At 67.4% G+C, this 19,309-nt stretch carries 22 protein-coding genes; 4 read left to right on the forward strand and 18 right to left on the reverse strand.

Going from position 1 to position 19,309, the window contains the following annotated elements; translation table 11 throughout:
- Positions 1–376: 376 nt before the first annotated feature.
- On the reverse strand, positions 377–847 hold the full coding sequence (locus ACFOMD_RS00265) for a CBS domain-containing protein (RefSeq protein WP_380855019.1): 471 nt from the start codon (positions 845–847) through the stop codon (positions 377–379).
- Between the two features lie 20 nt (positions 848–867).
- On the opposite strand from ACFOMD_RS00265, the gene ACFOMD_RS00270 reads away from it, so the two are divergent.
- Complete coding sequence (locus tag ACFOMD_RS00270) at positions 868–1,146, forward strand: hypothetical protein (RefSeq protein ID WP_380855022.1); 279 nt, start codon at positions 868–870, stop codon at positions 1,144–1,146.
- Positions 1,147–1,228: 82 nt separating this feature from the next.
- On the forward strand, positions 1,229–2,737 hold the full coding sequence (locus ACFOMD_RS00275) for a S10 family peptidase (RefSeq protein WP_380855025.1): 1,509 nt from the start codon (positions 1,229–1,231) through the stop codon (positions 2,735–2,737).
- Between the two features lie 128 nt (positions 2,738–2,865).
- On the opposite strand, the gene ACFOMD_RS00280 is transcribed toward ACFOMD_RS00275, so the two are convergent.
- The 6 genes from ACFOMD_RS00280 to ACFOMD_RS00305 form a co-directional block, all read right to left on the reverse strand.
- Positions 2,866–4,356: a porin gene (locus ACFOMD_RS00280; RefSeq protein ID WP_380855028.1), complete on the reverse strand. Its 1,491-nt coding sequence runs from the start codon at positions 4,354–4,356 to the stop codon at positions 2,866–2,868.
- Between the two features lie 331 nt (positions 4,357–4,687).
- Positions 4,688–5,326, reverse strand: a complete 639-nt coding sequence (locus tag ACFOMD_RS00285; protein ID WP_380856678.1) for a DUF4167 domain-containing protein — start codon at positions 5,324–5,326, stop codon at positions 4,688–4,690.
- 175 nt (positions 5,327–5,501) lie between these two features.
- Positions 5,502–6,323 (reverse strand): peptide chain release factor N(5)-glutamine methyltransferase, encoded by an 822-nt coding sequence (gene prmC, locus ACFOMD_RS00290; RefSeq protein WP_380855031.1) that lies wholly within the window; start codon positions 6,321–6,323, stop codon positions 5,502–5,504.
- Positions 6,310–7,395 carry a peptide chain release factor 1 gene (gene prfA, locus ACFOMD_RS00295; protein WP_380855034.1) on the reverse strand — a complete coding sequence of 362 codons (1,086 nt, stop codon included), beginning with the start codon at positions 7,393–7,395 and terminating at the stop codon, positions 6,310–6,312. Before prfA ends, prmC begins: the two co-directional genes overlap by 14 nt.
- Before the next feature lie 111 nt (positions 7,396–7,506).
- Positions 7,507–8,745 carry a histidine--tRNA ligase gene (gene hisS, locus ACFOMD_RS00300; RefSeq protein ID WP_380855036.1) on the reverse strand — a complete coding sequence of 413 codons (1,239 nt, stop codon included), beginning with the start codon at positions 8,743–8,745 and terminating at the stop codon, positions 7,507–7,509.
- Positions 8,746–8,778: 33 nt separating this feature from the next.
- Positions 8,779–9,105: a DMT family transporter gene (locus ACFOMD_RS00305; RefSeq protein WP_380855039.1), complete on the reverse strand. Its 327-nt coding sequence runs from the start codon at positions 9,103–9,105 to the stop codon at positions 8,779–8,781.
- A 55-nt stretch (positions 9,106–9,160) separates the two neighbouring features.
- On the opposite strand from ACFOMD_RS00305, the gene ppa reads away from it, so the two are divergent.
- Entirely contained in the window at positions 9,161–9,724 is a 564-nt protein-coding gene (ppa, locus tag ACFOMD_RS00310; protein WP_380855042.1) for an inorganic diphosphatase, read from the forward strand.
- A gap of 112 nt (positions 9,725–9,836) precedes the next feature.
- Here the strand turns inward: ppa and ACFOMD_RS00315 are convergent, their stop codons facing one another.
- From ACFOMD_RS00315 to ACFOMD_RS00330, 4 genes are read right to left on the reverse strand one after another with little or no spacing between them, the layout of a single operon-like run.
- Positions 9,837–10,307 (reverse strand): GNAT family N-acetyltransferase, encoded by a 471-nt coding sequence (locus ACFOMD_RS00315; RefSeq protein ID WP_380855045.1) that lies wholly within the window; start codon positions 10,305–10,307, stop codon positions 9,837–9,839.
- Entirely contained in the window at positions 10,304–10,633 is a 330-nt protein-coding gene (locus tag ACFOMD_RS00320; protein WP_380855048.1) for a TfoX/Sxy family protein, read from the reverse strand. Before ACFOMD_RS00320 ends, ACFOMD_RS00315 begins: the two co-directional genes overlap by 4 nt.
- Positions 10,630–11,754, reverse strand: a complete 1,125-nt coding sequence (gene ispG, locus ACFOMD_RS00325; RefSeq protein WP_380855051.1) for a flavodoxin-dependent (E)-4-hydroxy-3-methylbut-2-enyl-diphosphate synthase — start codon at positions 11,752–11,754, stop codon at positions 10,630–10,632. The genes ACFOMD_RS00320 and ispG overlap by 4 nt, the downstream gene beginning before the upstream one ends.
- Positions 11,751–12,767: a helix-turn-helix transcriptional regulator gene (locus ACFOMD_RS00330; RefSeq protein WP_380855054.1), complete on the reverse strand. Its 1,017-nt coding sequence runs from the start codon at positions 12,765–12,767 to the stop codon at positions 11,751–11,753. The genes ispG and ACFOMD_RS00330 overlap by 4 nt, the downstream gene beginning before the upstream one ends.
- Positions 12,768–12,851: 84 nt before the next feature.
- Here ACFOMD_RS00330 and ACFOMD_RS00335 point away from each other — a divergent pair, with 84 nt between their 5' ends.
- On the forward strand, positions 12,852–13,412 hold the full coding sequence (locus tag ACFOMD_RS00335) for a hypothetical protein (RefSeq protein ID WP_380855056.1): 561 nt from the start codon (positions 12,852–12,854) through the stop codon (positions 13,410–13,412).
- 181 nt (positions 13,413–13,593) lie between these two features.
- On the opposite strand, the gene pal is transcribed toward ACFOMD_RS00335, so the two are convergent.
- The 7 genes from pal to ruvB form a co-directional block, all read right to left on the reverse strand.
- Positions 13,594–14,133, reverse strand: a complete 540-nt coding sequence (gene pal, locus ACFOMD_RS00340) for a peptidoglycan-associated lipoprotein Pal (RefSeq protein WP_380855059.1) — start codon at positions 14,131–14,133, stop codon at positions 13,594–13,596.
- A gap of 47 nt (positions 14,134–14,180) precedes the next feature.
- Positions 14,181–15,500 carry a Tol-Pal system beta propeller repeat protein TolB gene (gene tolB, locus ACFOMD_RS00345; RefSeq protein ID WP_380856681.1) on the reverse strand — a complete coding sequence of 440 codons (1,320 nt, stop codon included), beginning with the start codon at positions 15,498–15,500 and terminating at the stop codon, positions 14,181–14,183.
- 27 nt (positions 15,501–15,527) lie between these two features.
- On the reverse strand, positions 15,528–16,361 hold the full coding sequence (locus ACFOMD_RS00350; RefSeq protein WP_380855062.1) for a cell envelope integrity protein TolA: 834 nt from the start codon (positions 16,359–16,361) through the stop codon (positions 15,528–15,530).
- The gene (locus ACFOMD_RS00355) at positions 16,358–16,819 is read right to left on the reverse strand and encodes an ExbD/TolR family protein (protein ID WP_380855065.1); all 462 of its coding nucleotides are present in this window, start codon (positions 16,817–16,819) and stop codon (positions 16,358–16,360) included. Before ACFOMD_RS00355 ends, ACFOMD_RS00350 begins: the two co-directional genes overlap by 4 nt.
- A 142-nt stretch (positions 16,820–16,961) precedes the next feature.
- A complete protein-coding gene (gene tolQ, locus ACFOMD_RS00360; protein WP_380855068.1) occupies positions 16,962–17,666 on the reverse strand; it encodes a protein TolQ in 705 nt (234 codons plus the stop codon).
- Positions 17,663–18,145 (reverse strand): YbgC/FadM family acyl-CoA thioesterase, encoded by a 483-nt coding sequence (locus ACFOMD_RS00365; RefSeq protein WP_380855071.1) that lies wholly within the window; start codon positions 18,143–18,145, stop codon positions 17,663–17,665. Before ACFOMD_RS00365 ends, tolQ begins: the two co-directional genes overlap by 4 nt.
- A 68-nt stretch (positions 18,146–18,213) precedes the next feature.
- Entirely contained in the window at positions 18,214–19,254 is a 1,041-nt protein-coding gene (gene ruvB, locus ACFOMD_RS00370) for a Holliday junction branch migration DNA helicase RuvB (protein ID WP_380855074.1), read from the reverse strand.
- Positions 19,255–19,309: the final 55 nt, after the last annotated feature.

Below are 19,309 nucleotides of genomic sequence, written 5' to 3' on the forward strand. Positions count from 1 at the left end.
ACGAAGTTGACCGTTCCTCTTTCGAGGTCTGATCGACCGTGGATGTCTGGAGGGCGGCGTGACCAGAAAGCTTCCGGAAGTGACCGCCCCGTCGGGGTGGCTCATCTGGCGAACCGCGGCGTCTTTGGCAAGACCCTTTGTTTCGCTTTTTTGAACCCGCCTCTTCGCCGTCCGGTCCTCGTGGCACCCTCTCGATAAATTATCGGAGAGGGCGGTGTCCGCGGGAGCCGTGCAGCGCGTCGGCGAGGGGCCATATGGTCGAAGGCCGAGAGTCGCGCAACCCCTGCCGCGCAACTTTTTTGCGCAAATGCGTAACATTGTTAGCTGGCGCGCCGGGGCTGCGGCGCCTCCCTAAAGAAGACTCGCGCGCGCGTATCTAGGAGGCGCTGATATACTCCTTGAGGAGCCCGGCCTCATGCTCGGCGTCCTCGATCCGGCGTTTCACGAGGTCGCCGATCGACACGATTCCGACCAGCCGCCCGCGTTCGACTACCGGCAGATGGCGGATTCGGCGGGCGGTCATGATCTCCATGGCCTCGGCGATCGATTCGACTCCGCTCGCGGTGACGATCGGCGAGGTCATGATCGCGTGAACGGCGGCGTCGAGAATCGCGACGCCCTTTTCATGCAGACATTTCACGACATCGCGTTCGGAGACGATTCCCACCGGATCGTCGCCCTCGACCACCAGCACGGCGCCGATGCGATGCTCATGAAGCAACGCCACCACGCCCTGGACCGGCATGCTCGCCGGTACGGTCACGACTTCCCCGCCCTTCGTCCTCAGGATTGATGCGATGGTCATCGCTTGTCCCTTTCTCGACTCGGCGAGTTGATGCTCACCCATCGAGCGCCCAAAGGGAAGCCATGAACGATTCGCCCGGCCCCTCGCCCGTCGCACGATTCTGGCAGCTCATGGCGGTGATGCTGCTGGTGGCGCTGATCTCGGCCGCCGCCGCGCTCACTTATATGCAGCGCACCGGCACGGTGCTTCACCTGCACTTCGTCATCGCGATGACGGCGGGAATCGTCGCCACCCTGCTGCTCGCCGGCGCGCTGATGGGGCTGCTGTTCTTCAGCGCGCGCACCGGCCACGACGCCACGGTGTCCGACATCGACGACATCGACGACCTCGACGGGCGTTAACCCCGGCGACTCTACGGGCTTAGCGAATCGCCTGCCGCGTGTATCTCTCCCCGCCAGACCAAGACTCATCTGGGAGAGCGATATGAAATTGGGGGGGACGGCGCTGGCCTTGCTGGCGCTCGCAACGGCGATGCCGGCGATGGCACAGGACGCGCCGAAGGGCGATGACAAGAAAGCCGCCGCGCCGATCCCGGCGCCGGTCGTCTCGGTCACCCGCCACAGCGGCACCTTCGGCGGCCAGAAAATCAGCTACCGCGCCACCACCGGCGAGACCTATCTGAAGGACAAGGACGGCGAGCCGACCGCCGCGATCTTCTCCACCACCTATGTGAAGGAGGGCCCGCGCGATCCGAATCGCCCGATCACCTTCCTGTTCAACGGCGGCCCCGGCTCGGGCTCGCTCTGGCTGCACATGGGCGCCTTCGGCCCGAAGCGTGTGGTGGTCCCGTCGGACGCGCGTGACGACGGCGCTCCGCCCTTCCCCATCATCGACAATGCGCACAGCCTGCTCGACGTCACCGACCTGGTGTTCATCGACCCGGTCGGCACCGGCTTCTCGAAGGCGCTCGGCAAGACCGAGGCGAAGAGCTTCTACGGCGTCACCGCCGACGCCAAGTCGGTGGCGCAGTTCATTCGCATCTGGCTGCGCGAGAACGGCCGCTGGAACGCGCCGAAGTTCATCGGCGGCGAAAGCTACGGCACCACCCGCTCGGCGGCTGTGGTCAACGAGCTCGAGGCGACCTTCAACGACGTATCGCTGAACGGCGTGCTGCTGATCTCCACCATCCTCGACTTCGGCGCGCAGGCCGAAGTGCCGGGCAACGAGATGGCCTATGTCGTCAACATGCCGTCGATGGCGGCGACCGCCTGGTATCACAATGCGCTCGCCGAGCGGCCGGCGCAGCTCGAGCCCTTTCTCGTCGAGGCGCGCGCCTTTGCCATCGGCGAATATGCGTCGGCGCTGCTGAAGGGCAGCAACCTGCCCGCCGCCGAGCGCGCCGCGGTGCGCGCCAAGCTGTCCCGCTTTACCGGTCTTTCGGAGCAATATCTCGAACAGGCCGACCTGCGCGTCGTGCCGGGCCGCTTCTACAAGGAGCTGCTGCGCAGCCGCGGGCTGACGGTGGGCCGTCTCGACACCCGCTACACGGGCCGCGACTATGACGCCGCCGGCGAGGAGCCCGACAACGATCCGAGCTTCTACGGCATCGACGGCGCCTACACCGCGGGCATGAACGCCTATGCGCGCGAGACGCTCGGGCTGAAGATGGATCGCGAATATGTCACCATCGGCGGCCTCGGCAGCCCGTGGGACTGGAACATCGGCGGCGGCGACCTGACCTATTATCGCAACGTCGCGCCCTATCTCGGCAAGGCGCTGCGCGAGAACAGCGGGCTCCGGATCTTCGTCGGCCAGGGCTATTACGACATGGCGACGCCGTTCTTCGGCGCCGAATATTCGCTGACCCGCACCGGCATCCCGACCGACCGCATCACCTATAAATATTATGATGCCGGCCACATGATGTACGTGCGCGACGCCGATCTCGCCAAGCTCAGCTCGGACATCCGCGCGTTTATTCGGGCGCGGTAACGTTGGAACCTCCCCTCCCCGAGGGGGAGGGGATCGAGGGGTGGGCTCTCCGCGCGCGGTTAAACCTCAGGGCTTCGGCGCGTCGCGGCGCCCACCCCCAACCCCTCCCCGTCGGGGGAGGAGAGTTTTCAAAACTCGAACTGCGCGCGGACGGCGAAGATATCGACGCCATAGTCGCGGTCGGGGATCGGCGCGGTCGAGCCCGGCACCACCACCGCGGCGCGCGGGCCGCCTTCGATCTCGGCGCGCGTGTACTGCGCCATGAAGCGCACATAATCGATCGGCTGCCAGATCAGGCTGGCGAGATAGCCCGTCTGCGTGCCGCCGTTGACGAAGTTGGGCGCGGCGAAGCTTGTCGCCGGGGTGCCGGTCGCGACCCGGTCGCGCAGGTCGAGATAATCGTAGCGCAGGTTGACGCCGACCGCGCCCCAGCCGCCCTTGTCGAAGCCCTTCTTGACGCTGGTCCGCTGCCAGCTCCCGTCGCGATAGCCGCGCGTCTCGCCGGTCAGCCACCAGCCGGCCTCGGCGTACCAGGAGAAGAAGTCGGCGTTGCCGGCAAAGGCGGTGCCGCCCGCCACCGATTCGATGCCGGTCAGCGTCGCCGGGTTGGCAATGGTGTCGGTTTTCACCCACTGCGCTTCGCTTGCGACGTGAAGCGGCCCGAAGATGCCGGCGGCCTCGATGCCATAGATGTCGTCGCCCCGCGCCGCGACGAGGCCGGTATCGGTGAAGCGCACGTCGGTGGTCTGGACGAACGGCCGCGCGCGATACTGGAAGTTGAGCGCATTGCTCTGGAATTCGCGGTGCTGGTAGGTGGCGCCGAGGTGGATCCGCCCGCCGAGCGCCTCGGGCGACCAGACCAGCCGCGAGCCGAACATCCAGTCGTCATTGTCGAAATTGGCGTTGATGCTGTCGTTGAACAGGCCCGCGTTGAAGCGCAGATCGCCCTGAACATAGCCGACCGCGGCGCCGATGCGGCGACTGTGCACGAAGGCATCGGTCATCTGCGCCCGTTCAATAAACGTGGTCGCGCCCGAACTGCTCATCGTCTCCAGCCCCTGGAAGGGATAGAAATAGCCGAATTGCGCGCTGACCGGGCTGCCCTTCGGCGCGTACTGGAACATCACATCCTCATAGCCGACCCCGCCTTGCGCGAAGTCGAACTCGGCGCGCCACTTGATGCCGCCGGGCACGTCGCCCTCGAAGCCGAACAGGATCCGGCGCGAGCGCGAGTTGAAGCCGAGGTTGGCGGTCGGGATGTTGCCGTTGGGATTGCCGACGCTCGCCGCGTCGAACTGCATGCGGCCGCGCGGCTTGAAGCGCCAGCCGCCCTCGGCGGTGAACTCCGGCGCGCCCTTCCACGCGACCTGCACCGGCGGCGTCGCGGGCTTGGGCGCTGGCGCGGGAGGTGCTGCAGCGGTCGCCACCGGCGGCGTCGCCGGGCTCGCGCTCGCCTGCGCGGCAGTCAGCGTCTTCAGTTCCTCGAGTTGCTTCTGCAGCGCATCGATCTGCGCCTGCATCGCCTCGATGCGCGCGGTGGTCGCGGCATCCTGCGCCACCACGGGCGATGCCATCGCAACCAAGGCCGCCCCTGCCAGATACTGCCAGCGCTTCGCCATCGACCGATACTCCCCAAGCCTTGTCGGACGGGGTCATCACCGTCCGGTGTCTCATGGGTTGCGGCGGTATGACGCTTTTATGTCACTTAGATGACAGTGATGGTCGAACACCCGCGATCTGTCCCTCTCCCGCCTGCGGGAGAGGTTAGGTGAGGGTGTGCGAGCGCCAGCGAGCTTATCGCCGGCGCTGCTGAACTGAGGAGGCGGTACACCCTCACCCTCCCACTGCTACGCAGCGGGCCCCTCCCTCTCCCGCAAGCGGGCGAGGGGTAAAAAAGAAACGGCCCCGCCGCTAGGGCGAGGCCGCTCTCATTCTCGCAATCCGAAAGGATCAGTCGGCCGGAGCCAGTTCGCCTTCCTCGGCGCCTTCGCGGCGCGGGCGGCGGCCGCGGCTGCGGCTGCGGCGGCGCGGCGCTTCTTCCTCACCATTGGCGCCGGCCTCGACGGCGTTGCCTTCGGCATCACCCTCGCCGTCACCATCGCTGTCGTTGCCGCCCTTTGCCACCGGCGCGTCGGCCTGCGGCTCGGGGATCATGCGGGTCATCTCGCTGACGCGGATCGGCGCGGCGTTCTCGATGACGCCGTCATCGTCGTCATCGCCATAGTCGTCGCCATTGTCATTGCCGTTATCGGCGCCATTGTCGCCGCCGTCGCGATCGTCGCGGCGCTGCTGATACTGCTGACGCTGCGCCTGCTGCTCTTCCTGGCGGGCGCGGAATTCGTTGAGCACGCGGTAATAATGATCCGCATACTGCATATAATATTCGGCGGAGACGCGGTCGCCCTGCATGCTCGCGTCGCGCGCCAGCTGCTTGTATTTTTCGAGGAGCTGGTGCGCGTTGCCGCGAACCCGGACCTCGTTGCGGTTGCCCATATCGGGCGAGCGGCCGCCACTCGGCGCACGCTGCGGACCACCGCCACCACCGGGGCCGCCACGTCCACGGCGGCGACCATTCTGACCGTTTCTCATCAAATCACTTGTCCCTGATCCATCCGGATTAACGGGGCTGAGCGCATGACTTTCGCGCGAGCACGGAACCGAACAATCGGCCGTCTGCTGTTGTTGAAGTCATTGGCAGGGGAGAAAGCTCCACCCCGCTCGTCCTTTGTCTAGCCGGAACGTTTGGCTCTTCCAAGCCCAAAACTTACCCTGCGTCAGCGGCGCGCAGCGAGAGGCAGCGGGGCCGGCCGGCGAGGTCGCGCCGAAGCGTGGGAAGCAACCCATGCGCCACGGCGATCTCGCTCACCAAGTCGGCCTGAAGATAGCCGATTTCAAGGTGCGCCGACCCGCCGGGGGAAAGAATGGTGGTCAGTGCCGGAATGATCTTCCGATAATCGTCGAGCCCGCCCTGCCCTGCGAACAGCGCTGAACCGGGCTCGTAGTCCGCGACTTCCGGCGCCAGCACCTCCTCGGTGCCGACATAGGGCGGGTTCGACAGGATGATGTCGAAGCGCCCGCCGATCGCCGCCGTCCAATCGCCGACGATGAAGGCGCTGCGGTCGGCGAGGCCTAGCCGCTGCGCATTGTCCGCCGCCACCGATGCCGTGCCTTCCGAGCGATCGACGCCGAGCCCCCAGGCGCCCGGGCGCTCGTGCAACACCGACAGCAGCAGGCAGCCGCTCCCCGTCCCCAGATCCAGCACGCGCGGCGCCGGGCCGGCGGCGGCGAGCGCGGCTTCGACGATCGTCTCGCTGTCGGGGCGCGGGATCAGCGTGTCGGGGGTCACCCGGAAATCGAGCGACCAGAATTCGCGGTGACCGAGGATGTAGGCGACCGGCTCCCCGCCCATCCGCCGTTCGACCAGCGCGCCGAACGCCGCCTCATCCAGATCGTCGTGCAGATGGCGGAGCAGAAGCTCGTTGCGATCGACGCCGAGCACATGCGCGGCGAGCAGTTCCGCATCGAGCCGGGGGCAGTCACCGGGCAGCTTCGCAGCCGCCGCGGCGATGGCGTCACGCGCCCGCATCGAGATTGGCGAGCCGCGACGCCTGATCCTCGTTGATCAGCGCCTGCACCAGCTCTTCCAGCCCATAGCCCTGCAGGATTTCCTCCAGCCGGTGCAAGGTCAGGTTGATGCGGTGATCGGTGACGCGGCCTTGCGGGAAATTATAGGTGCGGATGCGCTCCGACCGGTCACCCGAACCGACCATCGACTTGCGGTCGGCGGCGCGCGCGGAATCGAGCTTGCCGCGCTCCAGATCATAGAGGCGCGAACGCAGCACCTTCATCGCCTTCGCCTTGTTCTTGTGCTGCGATTTCTCGTCCTGCTGGCTGACGACGAGGCCGCTCGGGATATGGGTGATGCGCACCGCGCTGTCGGTGGTGTTGACCGACTGGCCGCCGGGCCCCGACGAGCGGAACACGTCGATGCGCAGATCCTTCTCGTCGATCTTCACGTCGACCTCTTCCGCCTCGGGCAGCACCGCCACCGTCGCCGCCGAGGTATGGATGCGCCCCTGCGTCTCGGTCGCGGGCACGCGCTGCACGCGGTGGACGCCGCTTTCGAACTTCAGCCGAGCGAACACGCCGGGGCCGGTAACGCTGGCGACGACTTCCTTGTAGCCGCCGACATCGGCCGCCGAAGCCGAGATCAGTTCCACCCGCCAGCCGCGCTCCTCGGCATAGCGCTGGTACATGCGGAACAGGTCGCCCGCGAACAGCGCCGCCTCGTCGCCGCCGGTACCGGCGCGGATTTCGAGCATCGCCGACTTCTCATCGGCGGCGTCCTTCGGCAGAAGCGCCACCGACAGCGCGCGTTCGGCGTCGGGCAGCTTGCCCTCGACCTCGCCGATCTCGGCCTCCGCCATCTCGCGCATCTCGGCATCGCCCGCCGGATCGTCGATCATCGCGCGCAGGCCGGCGACTTCTTCACGCAACCCGCGCAGTTCGCGCGCCTTCTCGGCGACCGGCGTCAGCTCGGCATATTCCTTCGACAGCTGCACGAAGCGCTCGGCCGACAGATCGGGCCGCGCCATCTCCGCCGACAGCTCGGAGTGGCGTGCTTCGATCTGCGCGATGCGGTTTGCGGGAACGCTCATGCTCGGCTCTTACCCAATTCTCTTCTTTTTATCGTCATCCCGGCGAAGGCCGGGATCCATTCTCCGAAGCGTCGGCGGTAATGGATCCCCGCCTTCGCGGGGATGACGATGCTATTTAAGGGCGTTGGTCAAATCTGACAGCGCCACGCGTTTCTGCTCGCCGCTCTTCAAATCCTTCACCGTCGCCTCGCCGGCGGCCAGCTCGTCATCACCGAGGATGACGGCGAAGCGCGCGCCGGCGGCGTCGGCCTTGGCCATGCGCTTCTTCATATTGCCGCGCCACGCCTGCTCGGCGGCGATGCCGCTCGCGCGAAGCTGGCCGAGCACATTCATCGCGGCAGCCTCGGCCGCCTCGCCCATCGGGATCACCGCGACATTGACGGTTTCGGCCGCCGGCGCCTCGATCAGCATCGACAGCCGCTCGATGCCCGCCGCCCAGCCGACCGCCGGGGTGGGGGCGCCGCCGAGCGCTTCGATCAACCCGTCATAGCGGCCGCCGCCGAGGACGGTGCCCTGCGCGCCGAGGTACGTGGTCACGAACTCGAAGGCGGTGTGGCGGTAATAGTCGAGCCCGCGCACCAGCGTTTCGGTGCGCACGAACGGCACACCCGACGCGGTCAGGCCCGCCTGCACCTTGTCAAAGAAGCCGCCGGCCTCTGCGGTCAGATAGGCGTCGATCTTCGGCGCGTCGGCGACGAACGCCTTGTCGCGCTCGTCCTTGGAATCGAGGATGCGCAGCGGGTTCTTCTCCAGGCGCTCCTGGCTCTCCGCCGACAGGTCGCCCTTCACCTTGCTGAAGTAGGTGATCAGCGCCTCGCGCCAGGCGGTGCGCGTCTCGGCGTCGCCGACGGTGTTGAGCTGCAGCACCACCTTGTCGCCAAGGCCCAGTTCGCTCAGCAACTGGTGCGCGAAGGCGATGATCTCGACGTCCGATGCCGGCTCGGCGGCGCCGACGATCTCGGCGTCGAGCTGGTGGAACTGGCGGTAGCGCCCTTTTTGCGGCCGCTCATAGCGGAACGCCGCGCCCCACGCCGCGAGCTTCAGCGGCGCATGCTGCTGCCAGCCGTTCGACAGATAGGCGCGCGAAATGCCGGCGGTGAACTCGGGACGGAGCGTGATCGACTCCCCGCCGCGGTCCTCGAAGGTATACATTTCCTTCGAGACGACATCGGTAGTCTCGCCGATCGAGCGGGCGAAGATTTCGGTGAATTCGAACATCGGCACATGGACGGTGCGGAAGCCGTAGAGCCGCCGCACGCGGTCGAACGCCGCCACCACGCTTTCGAAGCGCGCGGCTTCTTCGCCGAAGATGTCCTGCGTGCCGCGCACGCGCTGAGCCTTGTCCGCCATGCGCGCGGCTTTATCGGATGCGCCGTTGCGGCGCTAGTGAGCGCCGCCCGTGACGAGCTTCAGCCCGACGATGCTGCCGATCAGCGTTGCGATCAGCGCAAGGCGCAACGCGTTCGCCGGCTCCTGATAAAAGGCGATGCCGACGATGACGGTGCCGACCGCACCGATGCCCGCCCAGACCGCGTAAGCCGTGCCGAGCGGGATCGAGCGCGACGCAAGCTCCAGCAATCCCATCGAAAGCGTGACGCTGACCAGGAAGCCGATCGTCCACGGCACGTTCCTGAATCCGTCGGCGTAGCGCAGGCAGGTGGTGAACCCGACCTCGAACAATCCGCTCAGCACCAGCCACGCCCACGCCATTTGTCGCATCCTTTGCCTTGGACTTTCCTCGCGGCTGCTTCTACACGCGCCCGCCATGAACATCGACCGCATCTCCATCGGCGCCGAGCCGCCGCACGACCTCAACGTCATCATCGAGATTCCCGCCGGCTCCGAGCCGGTGAAATACGAGATCGACAAGGCGTCGGGTGCGCTGTTCGTCGACCGCATTATGCACACCGCGATGCGCTATCCGGCGAACTACGGCTTCATCCCGCACACGCTGTCGGACGACGGCGACCCGCTCGACGCGCTGGTCGTGGCCGGCGTGCCGTTCGTGTCGGGCTGCGTGGTGCGTGCCCGCGCGGTGGGCGTTCTGGTCACCGAAGACCAGAAGGGCGGCGATGAGAAGCTGCTGATGGTGCCGGTCGACGACCTCCACCCTTATTACACCGGCGTGAAGTCCTACACCGAGCTGCCGTCGATCGTCGTCGAGCAGATCGAGCATTTCTTCGCGCATTATAAGGATCTGGAGCCCGGCAAGTGGGTGAAGGTCCACGGCTGGCAAGGCCCCGAGGTCGCCGAGCGGCTGATCTTCGAGGGCATCGAGCGGGCCAAGGCGGCGGGCGTCGGTGAGCCGCCGGAGGCGCGGGCGAAGTAAGAGCGCATAATCATCGTCATTCCCGCGCAGGCGGGAATCCATACCTTCAGGCGGCTCGGCGTATGGATCCCCGCCTTCGCGGGGATGACGATATTGGGATGGTCGGGCGGCCTCAGCCCCTCGCCAGCGCCTTCAGCGCATCGCCTGTCACGCGGTTGACCGTCCACTCGTCCATCGCGACCGCGCCGAGCGAGCGGTAGAAGGCGATGGCCGGCGCGTTCCAGTCGAGGACCGACCATTCGAGCCGCCCGCAGTCGCGCTCGACGCCGATCGCCGCCAGCCGCGCGAGCAGCGCCTTACCGACCCCAGCCCCGCGCGCGTCGGGCGTGACATACAGGTCTTCGAGGTAGATGCCGGGCTTCCCCGTCCACGTCGAGAAATTGTGGAAGAACAGTGCGAAGCCGAGCGGCGTGGCGCCCTCCTCCGCGATGATTGCCTCGGCGTAAGGACGGTCGCCGAACAGCACCCGGGTAAGATCGGCCTCGGTCGCCTTCACTGCGTCGGGCTCGCGCTCGTAGATCGCGAGTTCCTTCACGAAGCGCAGGATGGTCGGGACGTCGGCAGCCGTGGCGTCGCGGATCATTTCTTCTTTTTCTTCGTCCGGCCGGCGATGGCGAAGGCAGCAACGGCGAGGCGCAGCATCTCCTGCTCGTCGTCATAGGCGCCGTCGGGCACCTGGCGGTAGCTCGTCACCACCGTTTTGCCGCCCATGTCGTAGGTGAACGCCTTGCGGCCCTCATATTCGCCGACCGTCGCGGCGTCCGTCTTCAGATAGAGTTCGCCGTCGAGGATCAGGCCGGTCATGCACTTGTCGATATAGACCGCCAGCTCGCCGAAAGTCTTGCGGACGCTCACCTCGCCCAGCGGCGCGAGCTGCTCCTTCAGGTCGGCGGCAAGCGCGTCGCTCACTCGGCAGCGACCGCCTGGGCCTCGGCGGCGGCCTCGATCTCGGCCGCCTTCTTCTCGACGAGGCTGACGATGTGGTCGACCATATTCTCGTCGTTGATGTGGTGGTCGGTGACGCCCGACAGATAGACCATATGCTTGCCGGCACCGCCGCCGGTGATGCCGATATCGGTCTCGCGCGCCTCGCCGGGGCCGTTGACGACGCAGCCGAGCACCGACAGCGACAGCGGCGTGCGGATATGCTGCAACCGCTGCTCCAGCGCCTCGACGGTCTTGATGACGTTGAAGCCCTGACGCGCGCAGGACGGGCAGGACACGACGCGGACGCCGCGATGGCGCAGGCCGAGGCCTTTGAGAATCTCGAAACCGACGCGAACCTCTTCCTCGGGCTCGGCGGACAGGGACACGCGCAAGGTGTCGCCGATGCCGTACCAGAGCAGCGAGCCGATGCCGATCGCCGACTTGACGGTGCCGCCGACAAAGCCGCCCGCCTCGGTGATGCCGAGGTGCAGCGGGCAATCGACCGCTTCGGCGAGCTGCTGATAGGCGGCGACGGCGAGGAATATGTCGCTCGCCTTCACCGCGACCTTGTACTCGCGGAAATCATGGTCCTCGAGCAGCCGGATATGGTCGAGCGCGCTTTCGACCAGCGCCTCGGGGCACGGCTCGCCGTATTTCTCGAGCAGGTCCTTCTCAAGGCTGCCGGCGTTGACGCCGATGCGGATCGCGCAGCCGTTGGCCTTGGCGGCATTGACCACCTCGCGCACCCGGTCGGCCGAGCCGATATTGCCGGGGTTGATGCGCAGGCAGGCGGCGCCGGCGTCGGCGGCTTCGAGCGCGCGCTTGTAGTGGAAATGGATGTCCGCGACGATCGGCACGCGCGACGCGCGAACGATCTCCTTCAGCGCCGCGGTCGATTCCACATCGGGGCAGGACACGCGGATGATGTCGGCGCCGGCCTCCTCGCAGCGGCGGATCTGCTCGATCGTCGCCTTGGCGTCGGAGGTCAGCGTGTTGGTCATCGTCTGCACGGTGATCGGCGCGTCGCCGCCCACCGGCACCTTGCCGACCATGATCTGACGGGACTTGCGGCGGGTGATATCCCGCCAGGGACGCAGGCTCATGAAGGTTCCGGGCTTTCCGCCAAACGATCGTCGCTCGCCATATACGCGGCGTGTGACAGTTCAGGAAGGGCCGCGGCGTGCCGCGCGACGACCTGCCCCGCCAGTGCCGCCAGCGCAGTGCGCAGTTCGGGCGGATCGATGACGTCGATCTCCGGCCCGACGCCGAGCAGCATCAGCGCCGCCTGGCCGATGGTTTCGATGGGCAGGCGCACGCGGTTGCCCTCGGCGGCGGCCACCGCCACTTCGGCAAAGGCGCCAAGCCCGGCAAGGCGGATAAGGCCTTCGGCGGTCGCGTCGACCACCGCGATGCCGGGACGCAGCTCGGTTTCGAAGCGGGCCATCTCCTCGGTCCAGAAGGTGGCGAGGTCGAAATCGGCGGGCCGCACGAACTTTTCCTCGGTGGCGGCGAAGGCGCGGAGGTTGGAGACCCGGAAGATGCGCAGCTTCCCCGCGCCGCGCGCCACCATGTACCAGGCGCCCGCCTTCAGCACGACGCCGACCGGCTCGACCTCCCAGTCCCGCTCGCCTGTCCAGCTCTCGTAGCGCATCGTCACCCGCACCTCGTCGAGCACGGCGCGGCCGACCGCGGGCAGGTGCGGCACACTGTCGGCGGCGCGGTACCAGTTGACCGGGTCGAGATGAAAGCGCGAGCCGATCCGTCCCGCCGCATCGCCCGCCCCGGACGGCAGCGCGGCGAGCAGCTTGTTGCCCGCCACACTCGCCGCCGGGCCGATGCCGAGCGCCGCCGCCGGCCCCGGCAGGCCGATCATGAACAGCGCCTCCGCCTCCGCCGCCGACAGGCCGGTCAGCCGGGTGCGGTAGCCGTCGAGCAGCTCGAACCCGCCGCCGGGGCCGCGGTCGCCATAGACCGGCACGCCGGCGGCGCTCAGCGCGTCGATGTCGCGATAGATGGTGCGCACCGACACCTCGAACTCGGCGGCGAGCGCGTCGGCAGTCAGCCGGCCGCGGAGCTGCAGCAGGATGAGGATCGACAGAAGGCGGCTGGCGCGCATGTCTTCGCTGTAGCGCAGAATAGCTGACGCCGCATGTCAGGATGACGCACGCAGGATCATGTCTTCACTCAACAGGAGGGCAGGATGGCGAACGGAATGGAACGGTGCGGGTTGCTGCAGGCAGCGACGGGCGTGGCGGTGGGCATGGTGGCAGCGAGCCTGGCCAGTGCGCGGACGGTCGCCACGCCGAGCACCGCCCCGGCCGGCGGCGGCGATTTCGCCTTCCTCGCCGGTGAATGGAAGATCGCGCAGCGGCGGCTTGCCGACGGCAAGTGGGACGAATTCCCCGGCGAGGCCACCGTCCATTCGCTGCTCGGCGGCCTCGCCAGCATCGAGGAGCTGCGCATTCCGGCGCGCAACTTCTTCGGCGTGGAGGTGCGCAGCTTCCACCAGAAGGAGCGGAAGTGGGCAGATCATTGGATGAGCGCCGGCAACGGCGTGGTGAACGACCCGATGATGGGCAGCTTCGCGGGCGGCGTCGGCACCTTCCTCGCCGAGGAGGAGATCGAGGGCGGCGGCAAGCTGATCGCACGCGGCGTGTGGGACCGGGTCACGCCGACGTCGTGCCGTTGGCACCAATCGACCTCGAGCGATGGCGGGAAGAGCTGGGACTATAATTGGTACATGGACTGGACGTGGGTTTAGCTGGGGCTCACCGCCCTCCCCTCCCCGTCATACCGGCGAAAGCCGGTATCCAGACCAGCGTCCGGCTGGATACCGGCTTTCGCCGGTATGACGACCGGGGGTGTGCCGATGGCGACGTCCCCACAAACGAAAAGGGCGCCCGGTTTTCCGGACGCCCCTTCGTTCTCAACCGAAACCGCCGTTAGCTGGCGGCGCCGCCCGAGATCACGGTCACGCCCCGGCGGTTCTGGGCGAAGCTCTCTTCGTCCGAACCCTGCACCTCGGGGCGCTCCTTGCCGTAGGAGATCGTCGAGATGCGGGCGGCACCGACGCCCTGCGCGGCGAGGTGGTTCTTCACCGCGTTGGCGCGGCGGTCGCCGAGCGCGAGGTTGTATTCGCGGGTGCCGCGCTCGTCGGCGTGGCCTTCGACGGTGATGCGGACCTGGCCGTAGCGCTGCAGCCAGGTGGCCTGCTTGTTGAGCGTGCCGCGCGACGCCTCGTCGAGCTCGTAGCTGTCATAGGCGAAATAGACGCGGTCGCCCGCCTGCTGCTGGAAGTCGGCGGCCGAACCGGGGACCGCGCTCGACGACACCGGGCCCGGCGTCTCGCCGGTGGTCGGGGCGGTCGGGGTGGTCGTTGCGGCCGGCGGCGGCGGCGGGGGCAGGTCTTCTTTCTTCTTCGAGCATGCCGCGGTGGCGACGAGCCCGGTGATCAGCAGAACCTGCAAGGGAAGTGAGCGCATTTTCCTCTCCTTCAACGTTTTCGTTTCGAATTCAGAATGAATGTCTCTTATCGCAACAACGGCGACCATGCCGGGTCCGATCCATCGAGCGGCGTTTTGATGCGACGCTCGTTGAGGCCGGTGAGATCCACCGACCAGAGATCGGCGCTGCCGCCGCGGGCCCGCGACGACTGGCCGGTGCGGAAGAACATGATGACGCGGCCGTTGGGCGACCAGGTCGGCCCCTCGTCCTGCCAGGCGTTGGTGAGCAGGCGCTCGCCGCCGCCGTCGGGGCGCATCACGCCGATCTTGAACTGGCCACTGCCCATCTTGGTGAAGGCGATCAGGTCGCCGCGCGGGCTCCACACTGGCGTCGCATAGCGGCTGTCGCCGAAGCTGATGCGCTGCTGGCCCGACCCATCGGCGTTCATCACATAGATTTGCTGGCCGCCGCCACGATCCGATTCGAAGACGATCTTCGACCCGTCGGGCGAGAAGCTCGCCGCGGTATCGATGCCCGGCGAGGTGGTCAGCCGCGTCAGCCGGCGCGAGCCGATGTCGAGGCGATAGATATCGGTGTTGCCGCCGACCGCCATCGAGATGACGAGGCTGTTGCCGTCGGGTGCGAAGCGCGGCGCGAAGGTCATGTTGGGGAAATCGCCGACCAGCTGCTGCGAGCCCGAACCGATGTTGTAGACGTACACGCGCGGCCGGTTCTGCGCGAAGCTCATATAGGCGATCGTCTGCTGGTTCGGCGCGAAGCGCGGCGTCAGCACGAGACTCTGCCCGTTGGTCAGGAAGCGGTGGTTGGCGCCGTCCTGGTCCATGATCGCCAGCCGCTTGATGCGCTTGATCTTCGGCCCGGTCTCCGAGACGTAGACGATGCGGCTGTCGAAATAGCCCGTCTCGCCGGTCAGCCGCGAATAGACCATGTCGGCGCAGCGGTGCGCGAGGCGCCGCCAGGTCGAAACCGTGGCGGTGAAATTCTGCGCGTCGAGCCGTTCCTCCGAGAACACGTCATAGAGGTAGCAGCCGAGCGTGATGGTGCCGTCGGCGTTGGCCTGCACCGAGCCCGTCACCAGCGCCTGCGCGGCGACGGTGCGCCAGCTCGGGAATTGCGGCGCCGACACGTCCGGGAAACTGACCGTCGTGGTGTAAGCCGCCGGGTTGAGCGGCTTGAACAGGCCCGAACTTTCGAGGTCGGCGGCGATAACCTCGGCCATCTGCTTGCCGAGCGCGTCGGTGCTGCCCGCCGCGGTCGGCGCCACGGTCGGCGTCGCGAAGGCCGGGACGGCGATCGGCATCGGCTGCTGGATGCCGCTGTTGATGTCGACGCGAAGCACGGCATGGGCCGGAACGGCGGCGACCGCCGCCAGCATCGCGAACATCAGGGGTAAAAGGCGCATCCGGGCTCCTTAATTCATCTTCGACGGATCGAAATTCAGTTCGAACAGCTTCCAGGCGTCGAAATACTCCGCCGGAAGCGTAAGCGGTGAACAACGGATGACGGCTCGCCGGGCACTCTCGGCGAACGCACGAGCATAGGCCTGGTTTCCGCCGGTCACCCCGGTTTGGTCCAAAACTTCCGGCACGCCGGTCACGGCGCCCTGTCGGCTGAGCTGAATGCGCAGCACCACGGTCATGTTGCCGACGCCCTCGCCGCCGAGCGGCGGGTTCCAGCAGGGCGCGACCTGCGAGCGGATCGCCTGCTCTAATGTCGCGGTGGCGCGCGCATCGAGCCGCGCGCCCTTGGGCAGCGACTTTTCGATCGACTGCGCGGTGGCCGAGGTATCGACGGGCTTGCGCTGCGCCTTGGGCAGTGCCTTGTTGATGAGGTCGGACAATTGCTGCGCCTCGGCGACCTTGTCGGCCTTCTTCACCGCCTTGGGCTTGGCTTCGGCCTTGGGCTTCGCCGCTTCCTTCTTCGGCTCGGGCTTCGGCTTGGCATCGAGCGCCGGCACCGGGCTCAGCAGTTCGGGCTTCGGCGCCGGCTCGGGTTCGGGCGCGGCGGCCTCGACCGGCGAAATCTCGGGCGCCGACGCCTCGATGGTTTCCTGCGGCGCGGCCTCCATCGACGGCTTGGGCGGCTCGGTGATGCGCGGCACGTCGCTGATCTCGACGATCTCGACCGGCACCGCCTCGCTGAAGCTTGGCAGCGCCGCCTGGTGCATCGACCAGGTCAGCGACAGGCCGGCGAGCAGCGCGAGATGCGCTGCGCCGGCGAGCATCAAGGCGCGCGTTTCGGTCATTCGTCGTTCGGCTGCTCCCGCCCGGAACTGGGCTCGCCTGTGCCTTCGCTTACCAGCGCCACCTTGCCGAAGCCGGCGGCGTTGACCTCTCCGACGATGCGCATCACCCGACCGTAGTCGAGGCTGCTGTCGGCACGCACATACACGCGCGGCTCGTCGGCGGCCCGCGCTTCGCGGATCGCCGTAAGCTTCGCCGCCAGATCATCGGGGGCGATAGCTTGCTCGTCGATGAACAGCTTTCCGTCACGGTCGAGCGAGAGCTGCACGGGGGTATTGTCCTGCTTCAGGGCGCCGGCGCGGCTGTCGGGCAGATCGACCGGCACGCCCGACACCAGCAGCGGTGCCGTGATCATGAAGATGATCAACAACACCAGCATGACATCGACGAGCGGCGTCACGTTGATCTCGGCCATCGGCGCGCGGCGCGAGCCGCGGCCCCCGCCCAGGTTCATCGACATGAGATGCCTCCTTCACCCTCTCCTCTCCTGGAAGGGGAGGGGGACCGCCGAAGGCGGTGGTGGGGTGGAAGCGCCGCGGCCCCTCCACCCTGCTGCGCAGGGTCCCCCTCCCCGTTCCGGGGAGGATGAGCGCGCGCGAGCATCACTTCTCTTCCATCTGGTCGAGCTGCCGCGACAGCAGCCCGTGGAATTCCTCGGCGAAATGCTGGAGGCGCGCTTCCAGCCGGCCGATGCCGTGCAGCAGCCGGTTGTAGCCGATGACCGCCGGGATGGCCGCAAACAGGCCGATCGCAGTCGCAAACAGCGCCTCGGCGATGCCCGGCGCGACGACAGCGAGCGTCGTATTCTGCGTCGCGGCGATCGAGGTGAAGGCGCGCATGATGCCCCAGACGGTGCCGAACAGCCCGACGAACGGCGCGACCGAGCCGACGGTGGCGAGGATGTTCAGCCGATCGGACAGCTCGTCGATCTCGCGGCCGATCGCCACCGACATGATGCTGGTGAGGCGGGCGCGCACGCCCTCCCGGTCGAAGCGGCCCTTGCCGAGCGAACGGCGCCACTCGTTCATGCCGGCGTTGAACACCTGCGCCGAGGGGTGCTTCGACTTCTGCGACTTGTCGTAGAGGTTGTCGATCGAATCCGAGGCCCAGAAATGATCCTCGAACTTCGCCGCTTCCTTGTTGATCTGCTTCAGCCGCCGCGCGCGGTCGATGATGATCGCCCACGACCAGATGCTGGCGAGCAGCAGGCCGACCATCACGCCTTTGACGATGATGTCCGACTGCAGGAACAGCGCCCAGGGCGACAGGTCGGCGGCGCCGGCGACGCTTACGCTTGCTTGGTTCATTTGGCTTCCTGTCCTGTGGTGAGACGCTCGAACGTCTCACGCCATTCCCGGGGCTGACGCTTCGGCCGCCCGTCCGTTCCGAGGAAGGCAGCGGTAACGCGGCCTTCGGTGAGCAGTATGTCGCCGCGCCAGATATCCTGCGCGATCTCGCAGGCGGCGGCGCGAACGCCGATCACCCGGCTGCGCACGAGCAGCGCGTCTTCGAGCTTCGCCGGGCGGCGGTAGACGATGTTGAGATCGTGGACCGCGTAATAGCCTTCGCCCGCGTCCATCGTCGCGCGCTGGTCGATGCCGGCAGCGCGCAGCATGTCCGACCGCGCGCGCTCCATGAAGCGGAGGTAATTGGCGTGATAGACGATGCCGGAAAGGTCGGTGTCCTCGAAGTAGACGCGCAGCGCGAAGCGGTGCTCGGTGCCGACGAAGGTACCGGCGTAAGGCTGCTCCGAAGGCTGCTCCTGGGACGGGGCGGTCACGGTCATCGCGCCGCTAGATAGAAGGTTAACCGAGATTACGGAAGATATGGCTTTTTTATACCAGCGCGCGCCGCTCACAGTTCGTCGAGGAGCGGCAGCGCCGAGGGCGGCGCCCCGGCAGGCGGCGTCAGCCCCAAATGCTTCCACGCCAAGGGGTTGAGCATGCGGCCGCGTGCGGTGCGCGCGACGAGCCCGGCCTGGATCAGGAACGGCTCGACCACCTCTTCGAGGCTGTCGCGCGCCTCCGAAAGCCCCGCCGACAGCGTTTCGACGCCCACAGGCCCACCCTTGTAGATGTCGGCGATCATGGTGAGGTAGCGCCGGTCCATGGCGTCGAGGCCGAGCTTGTCGACCTCCAGCCGGTTGAGCGAGGTGTCGGCGATCTTCGCGTCGACCCGCCCGTCGCCCGCGACATGCGCGAAGTCGCGGACGCGGCGCAGCAGCCGCCCGGCGATGCGCGGCGTGCCGCGCGACCGCGCCGCGATCTCGCGCGCGCCATCGTCGGTGAGGTCGAGGTCGAGCAGGCCGGCGGCGCGACGCACCACCTGTTCCAGCTCGTCGACCGAATAGAATTGCAGGCGCACCGGAATGCCGAAGCGGTCGCGCAGCGGCGTGGTGACGAGGCCGGCGCGGGTGGTGGCACCGACGAGGGTGAACGGCGGCAGGTCGATACGCACCGATCGCGCCGACGGCCCCTCGCCGATCATCAGGTCGAGCGCGCGATCCTCCATCGCCGGATAGAGAACTTCCTCGACCGCCGGATTGAGGCGGTGAATCTCGTCGATGAACAGCACGTCGCGCGGCTCGAGGTTGGTGAGCAGCGCCGCGAGGTCGCCCGCCTTGGCGATCACCGGCCCCGAGGTGGCGCGGAAACCGACGCCGAGTTCTCGGGCGAGAATCTGCGCGAGCGTCGTCTTGCCGAGGCCGGGCGGCCCGTGAAACAGCACATGGTCGAGCGCATCGCCGCGGTTGCGCGCCGCCGCGATAAACACGCGAAGGTTCTCGCGTGCCGCCTTCTGCCCGACGAACTCGTCGAGCGCCTTCGGCCGCAGCGCCGCATCGACGTCCTCGGGACGCCGGTTGCCGGTGATCATGCGGTCGTCGTCGTTCGCCATGCCGACCCGCCCTACCCTCTTTCGTCATCCCCGCGAAGGCGGGGACCCAGTCCAC

It is taken from the genome of Sphingoaurantiacus capsulatus, from assembly GCF_042648405.1.
Lineage (GTDB): Bacteria > Pseudomonadota > Alphaproteobacteria > Sphingomonadales > Sphingomonadaceae > Sphingoaurantiacus > Sphingoaurantiacus capsulatus.

Excerpts from the sequence above, each read along its gene's own strand:
- ACFOMD_RS00275 (WP_380855025.1), top strand. The coding sequence starts at position 1,229 with ATGAAATTGGGGGGGACGGCGCTGGCCTTGCTGGCGCTCGCAACGGCG.
- ACFOMD_RS00270 (WP_380855022.1), top strand. The coding sequence starts at position 868 with ATGAACGATTCGCCCGGCCCCTCGCCCGTCGCACGATTCTGGCAGCTC.
- tolB (WP_380856681.1), bottom strand. The coding sequence starts at position 15,500 with ATGTTCGCGATGCTGGCGGCGGTCGCCGCCGTTCCGGCCCATGCCGTG.
- ACFOMD_RS00285 (WP_380856678.1), bottom strand. The coding sequence starts at position 5,326 with ATGAGAAACGGTCAGAATGGTCGCCGCCGTGGACGTGGCGGCCCCGGT.
- prmC (WP_380855031.1), bottom strand. The coding sequence starts at position 6,323 with ATGCGGGCGCGTGACGCCATCGCCGCGGCGGCTGCGAAGCTGCCCGGT.
- ispG (WP_380855051.1), bottom strand. The coding sequence starts at position 11,754 with ATGAGCCTGCGTCCCTGGCGGGATATCACCCGCCGCAAGTCCCGTCAG.
- hisS (WP_380855036.1), bottom strand. The coding sequence starts at position 8,745 with ATGGCGGACAAGGCTCAGCGCGTGCGCGGCACGCAGGACATCTTCGGC.
- ACFOMD_RS00350 (WP_380855062.1), bottom strand. The coding sequence starts at position 16,361 with ATGACCGAAACGCGCGCCTTGATGCTCGCCGGCGCAGCGCATCTCGCG.
- ACFOMD_RS00280 (WP_380855028.1), bottom strand. The coding sequence starts at position 4,356 with ATGGCGAAGCGCTGGCAGTATCTGGCAGGGGCGGCCTTGGTTGCGATG.
- ruvB (WP_380855074.1), bottom strand. The coding sequence starts at position 19,254 with ATGGCGAACGACGACGACCGCATGATCACCGGCAACCGGCGTCCCGAG.
- ACFOMD_RS00315 (WP_380855045.1), bottom strand. The coding sequence starts at position 10,307 with ATGATCCGCGACGCCACGGCTGCCGACGTCCCGACCATCCTGCGCTTC.
- ACFOMD_RS00355 (WP_380855065.1), bottom strand. The coding sequence starts at position 16,819 with ATGTCGATGAACCTGGGCGGGGGCCGCGGCTCGCGCCGCGCGCCGATG.
- ACFOMD_RS00305 (WP_380855039.1), bottom strand. The coding sequence starts at position 9,105 with ATGGCGTGGGCGTGGCTGGTGCTGAGCGGATTGTTCGAGGTCGGGTTC.
- pal (WP_380855059.1), bottom strand. The coding sequence starts at position 14,133 with ATGCGCTCACTTCCCTTGCAGGTTCTGCTGATCACCGGGCTCGTCGCC.
- ACFOMD_RS00365 (WP_380855071.1), bottom strand. The coding sequence starts at position 18,145 with ATGACCGTGACCGCCCCGTCCCAGGAGCAGCCTTCGGAGCAGCCTTAC.
- ppa (WP_380855042.1), top strand. The coding sequence starts at position 9,161 with ATGAACATCGACCGCATCTCCATCGGCGCCGAGCCGCCGCACGACCTC.
- tolQ (WP_380855068.1), bottom strand. The coding sequence starts at position 17,666 with ATGAACCAAGCAAGCGTAAGCGTCGCCGGCGCCGCCGACCTGTCGCCC.
- ACFOMD_RS00265 (WP_380855019.1), bottom strand. The coding sequence starts at position 847 with ATGGGTGAGCATCAACTCGCCGAGTCGAGAAAGGGACAAGCGATGACC.
- ACFOMD_RS00335 (WP_380855056.1), top strand. The coding sequence starts at position 12,852 with ATGGCGAACGGAATGGAACGGTGCGGGTTGCTGCAGGCAGCGACGGGC.
- ACFOMD_RS00330 (WP_380855054.1), bottom strand. The coding sequence starts at position 12,767 with ATGCGCGCCAGCCGCCTTCTGTCGATCCTCATCCTGCTGCAGCTCCGC.
- prfA (WP_380855034.1), bottom strand. The coding sequence starts at position 7,395 with ATGAGCGTTCCCGCAAACCGCATCGCGCAGATCGAAGCACGCCACTCC.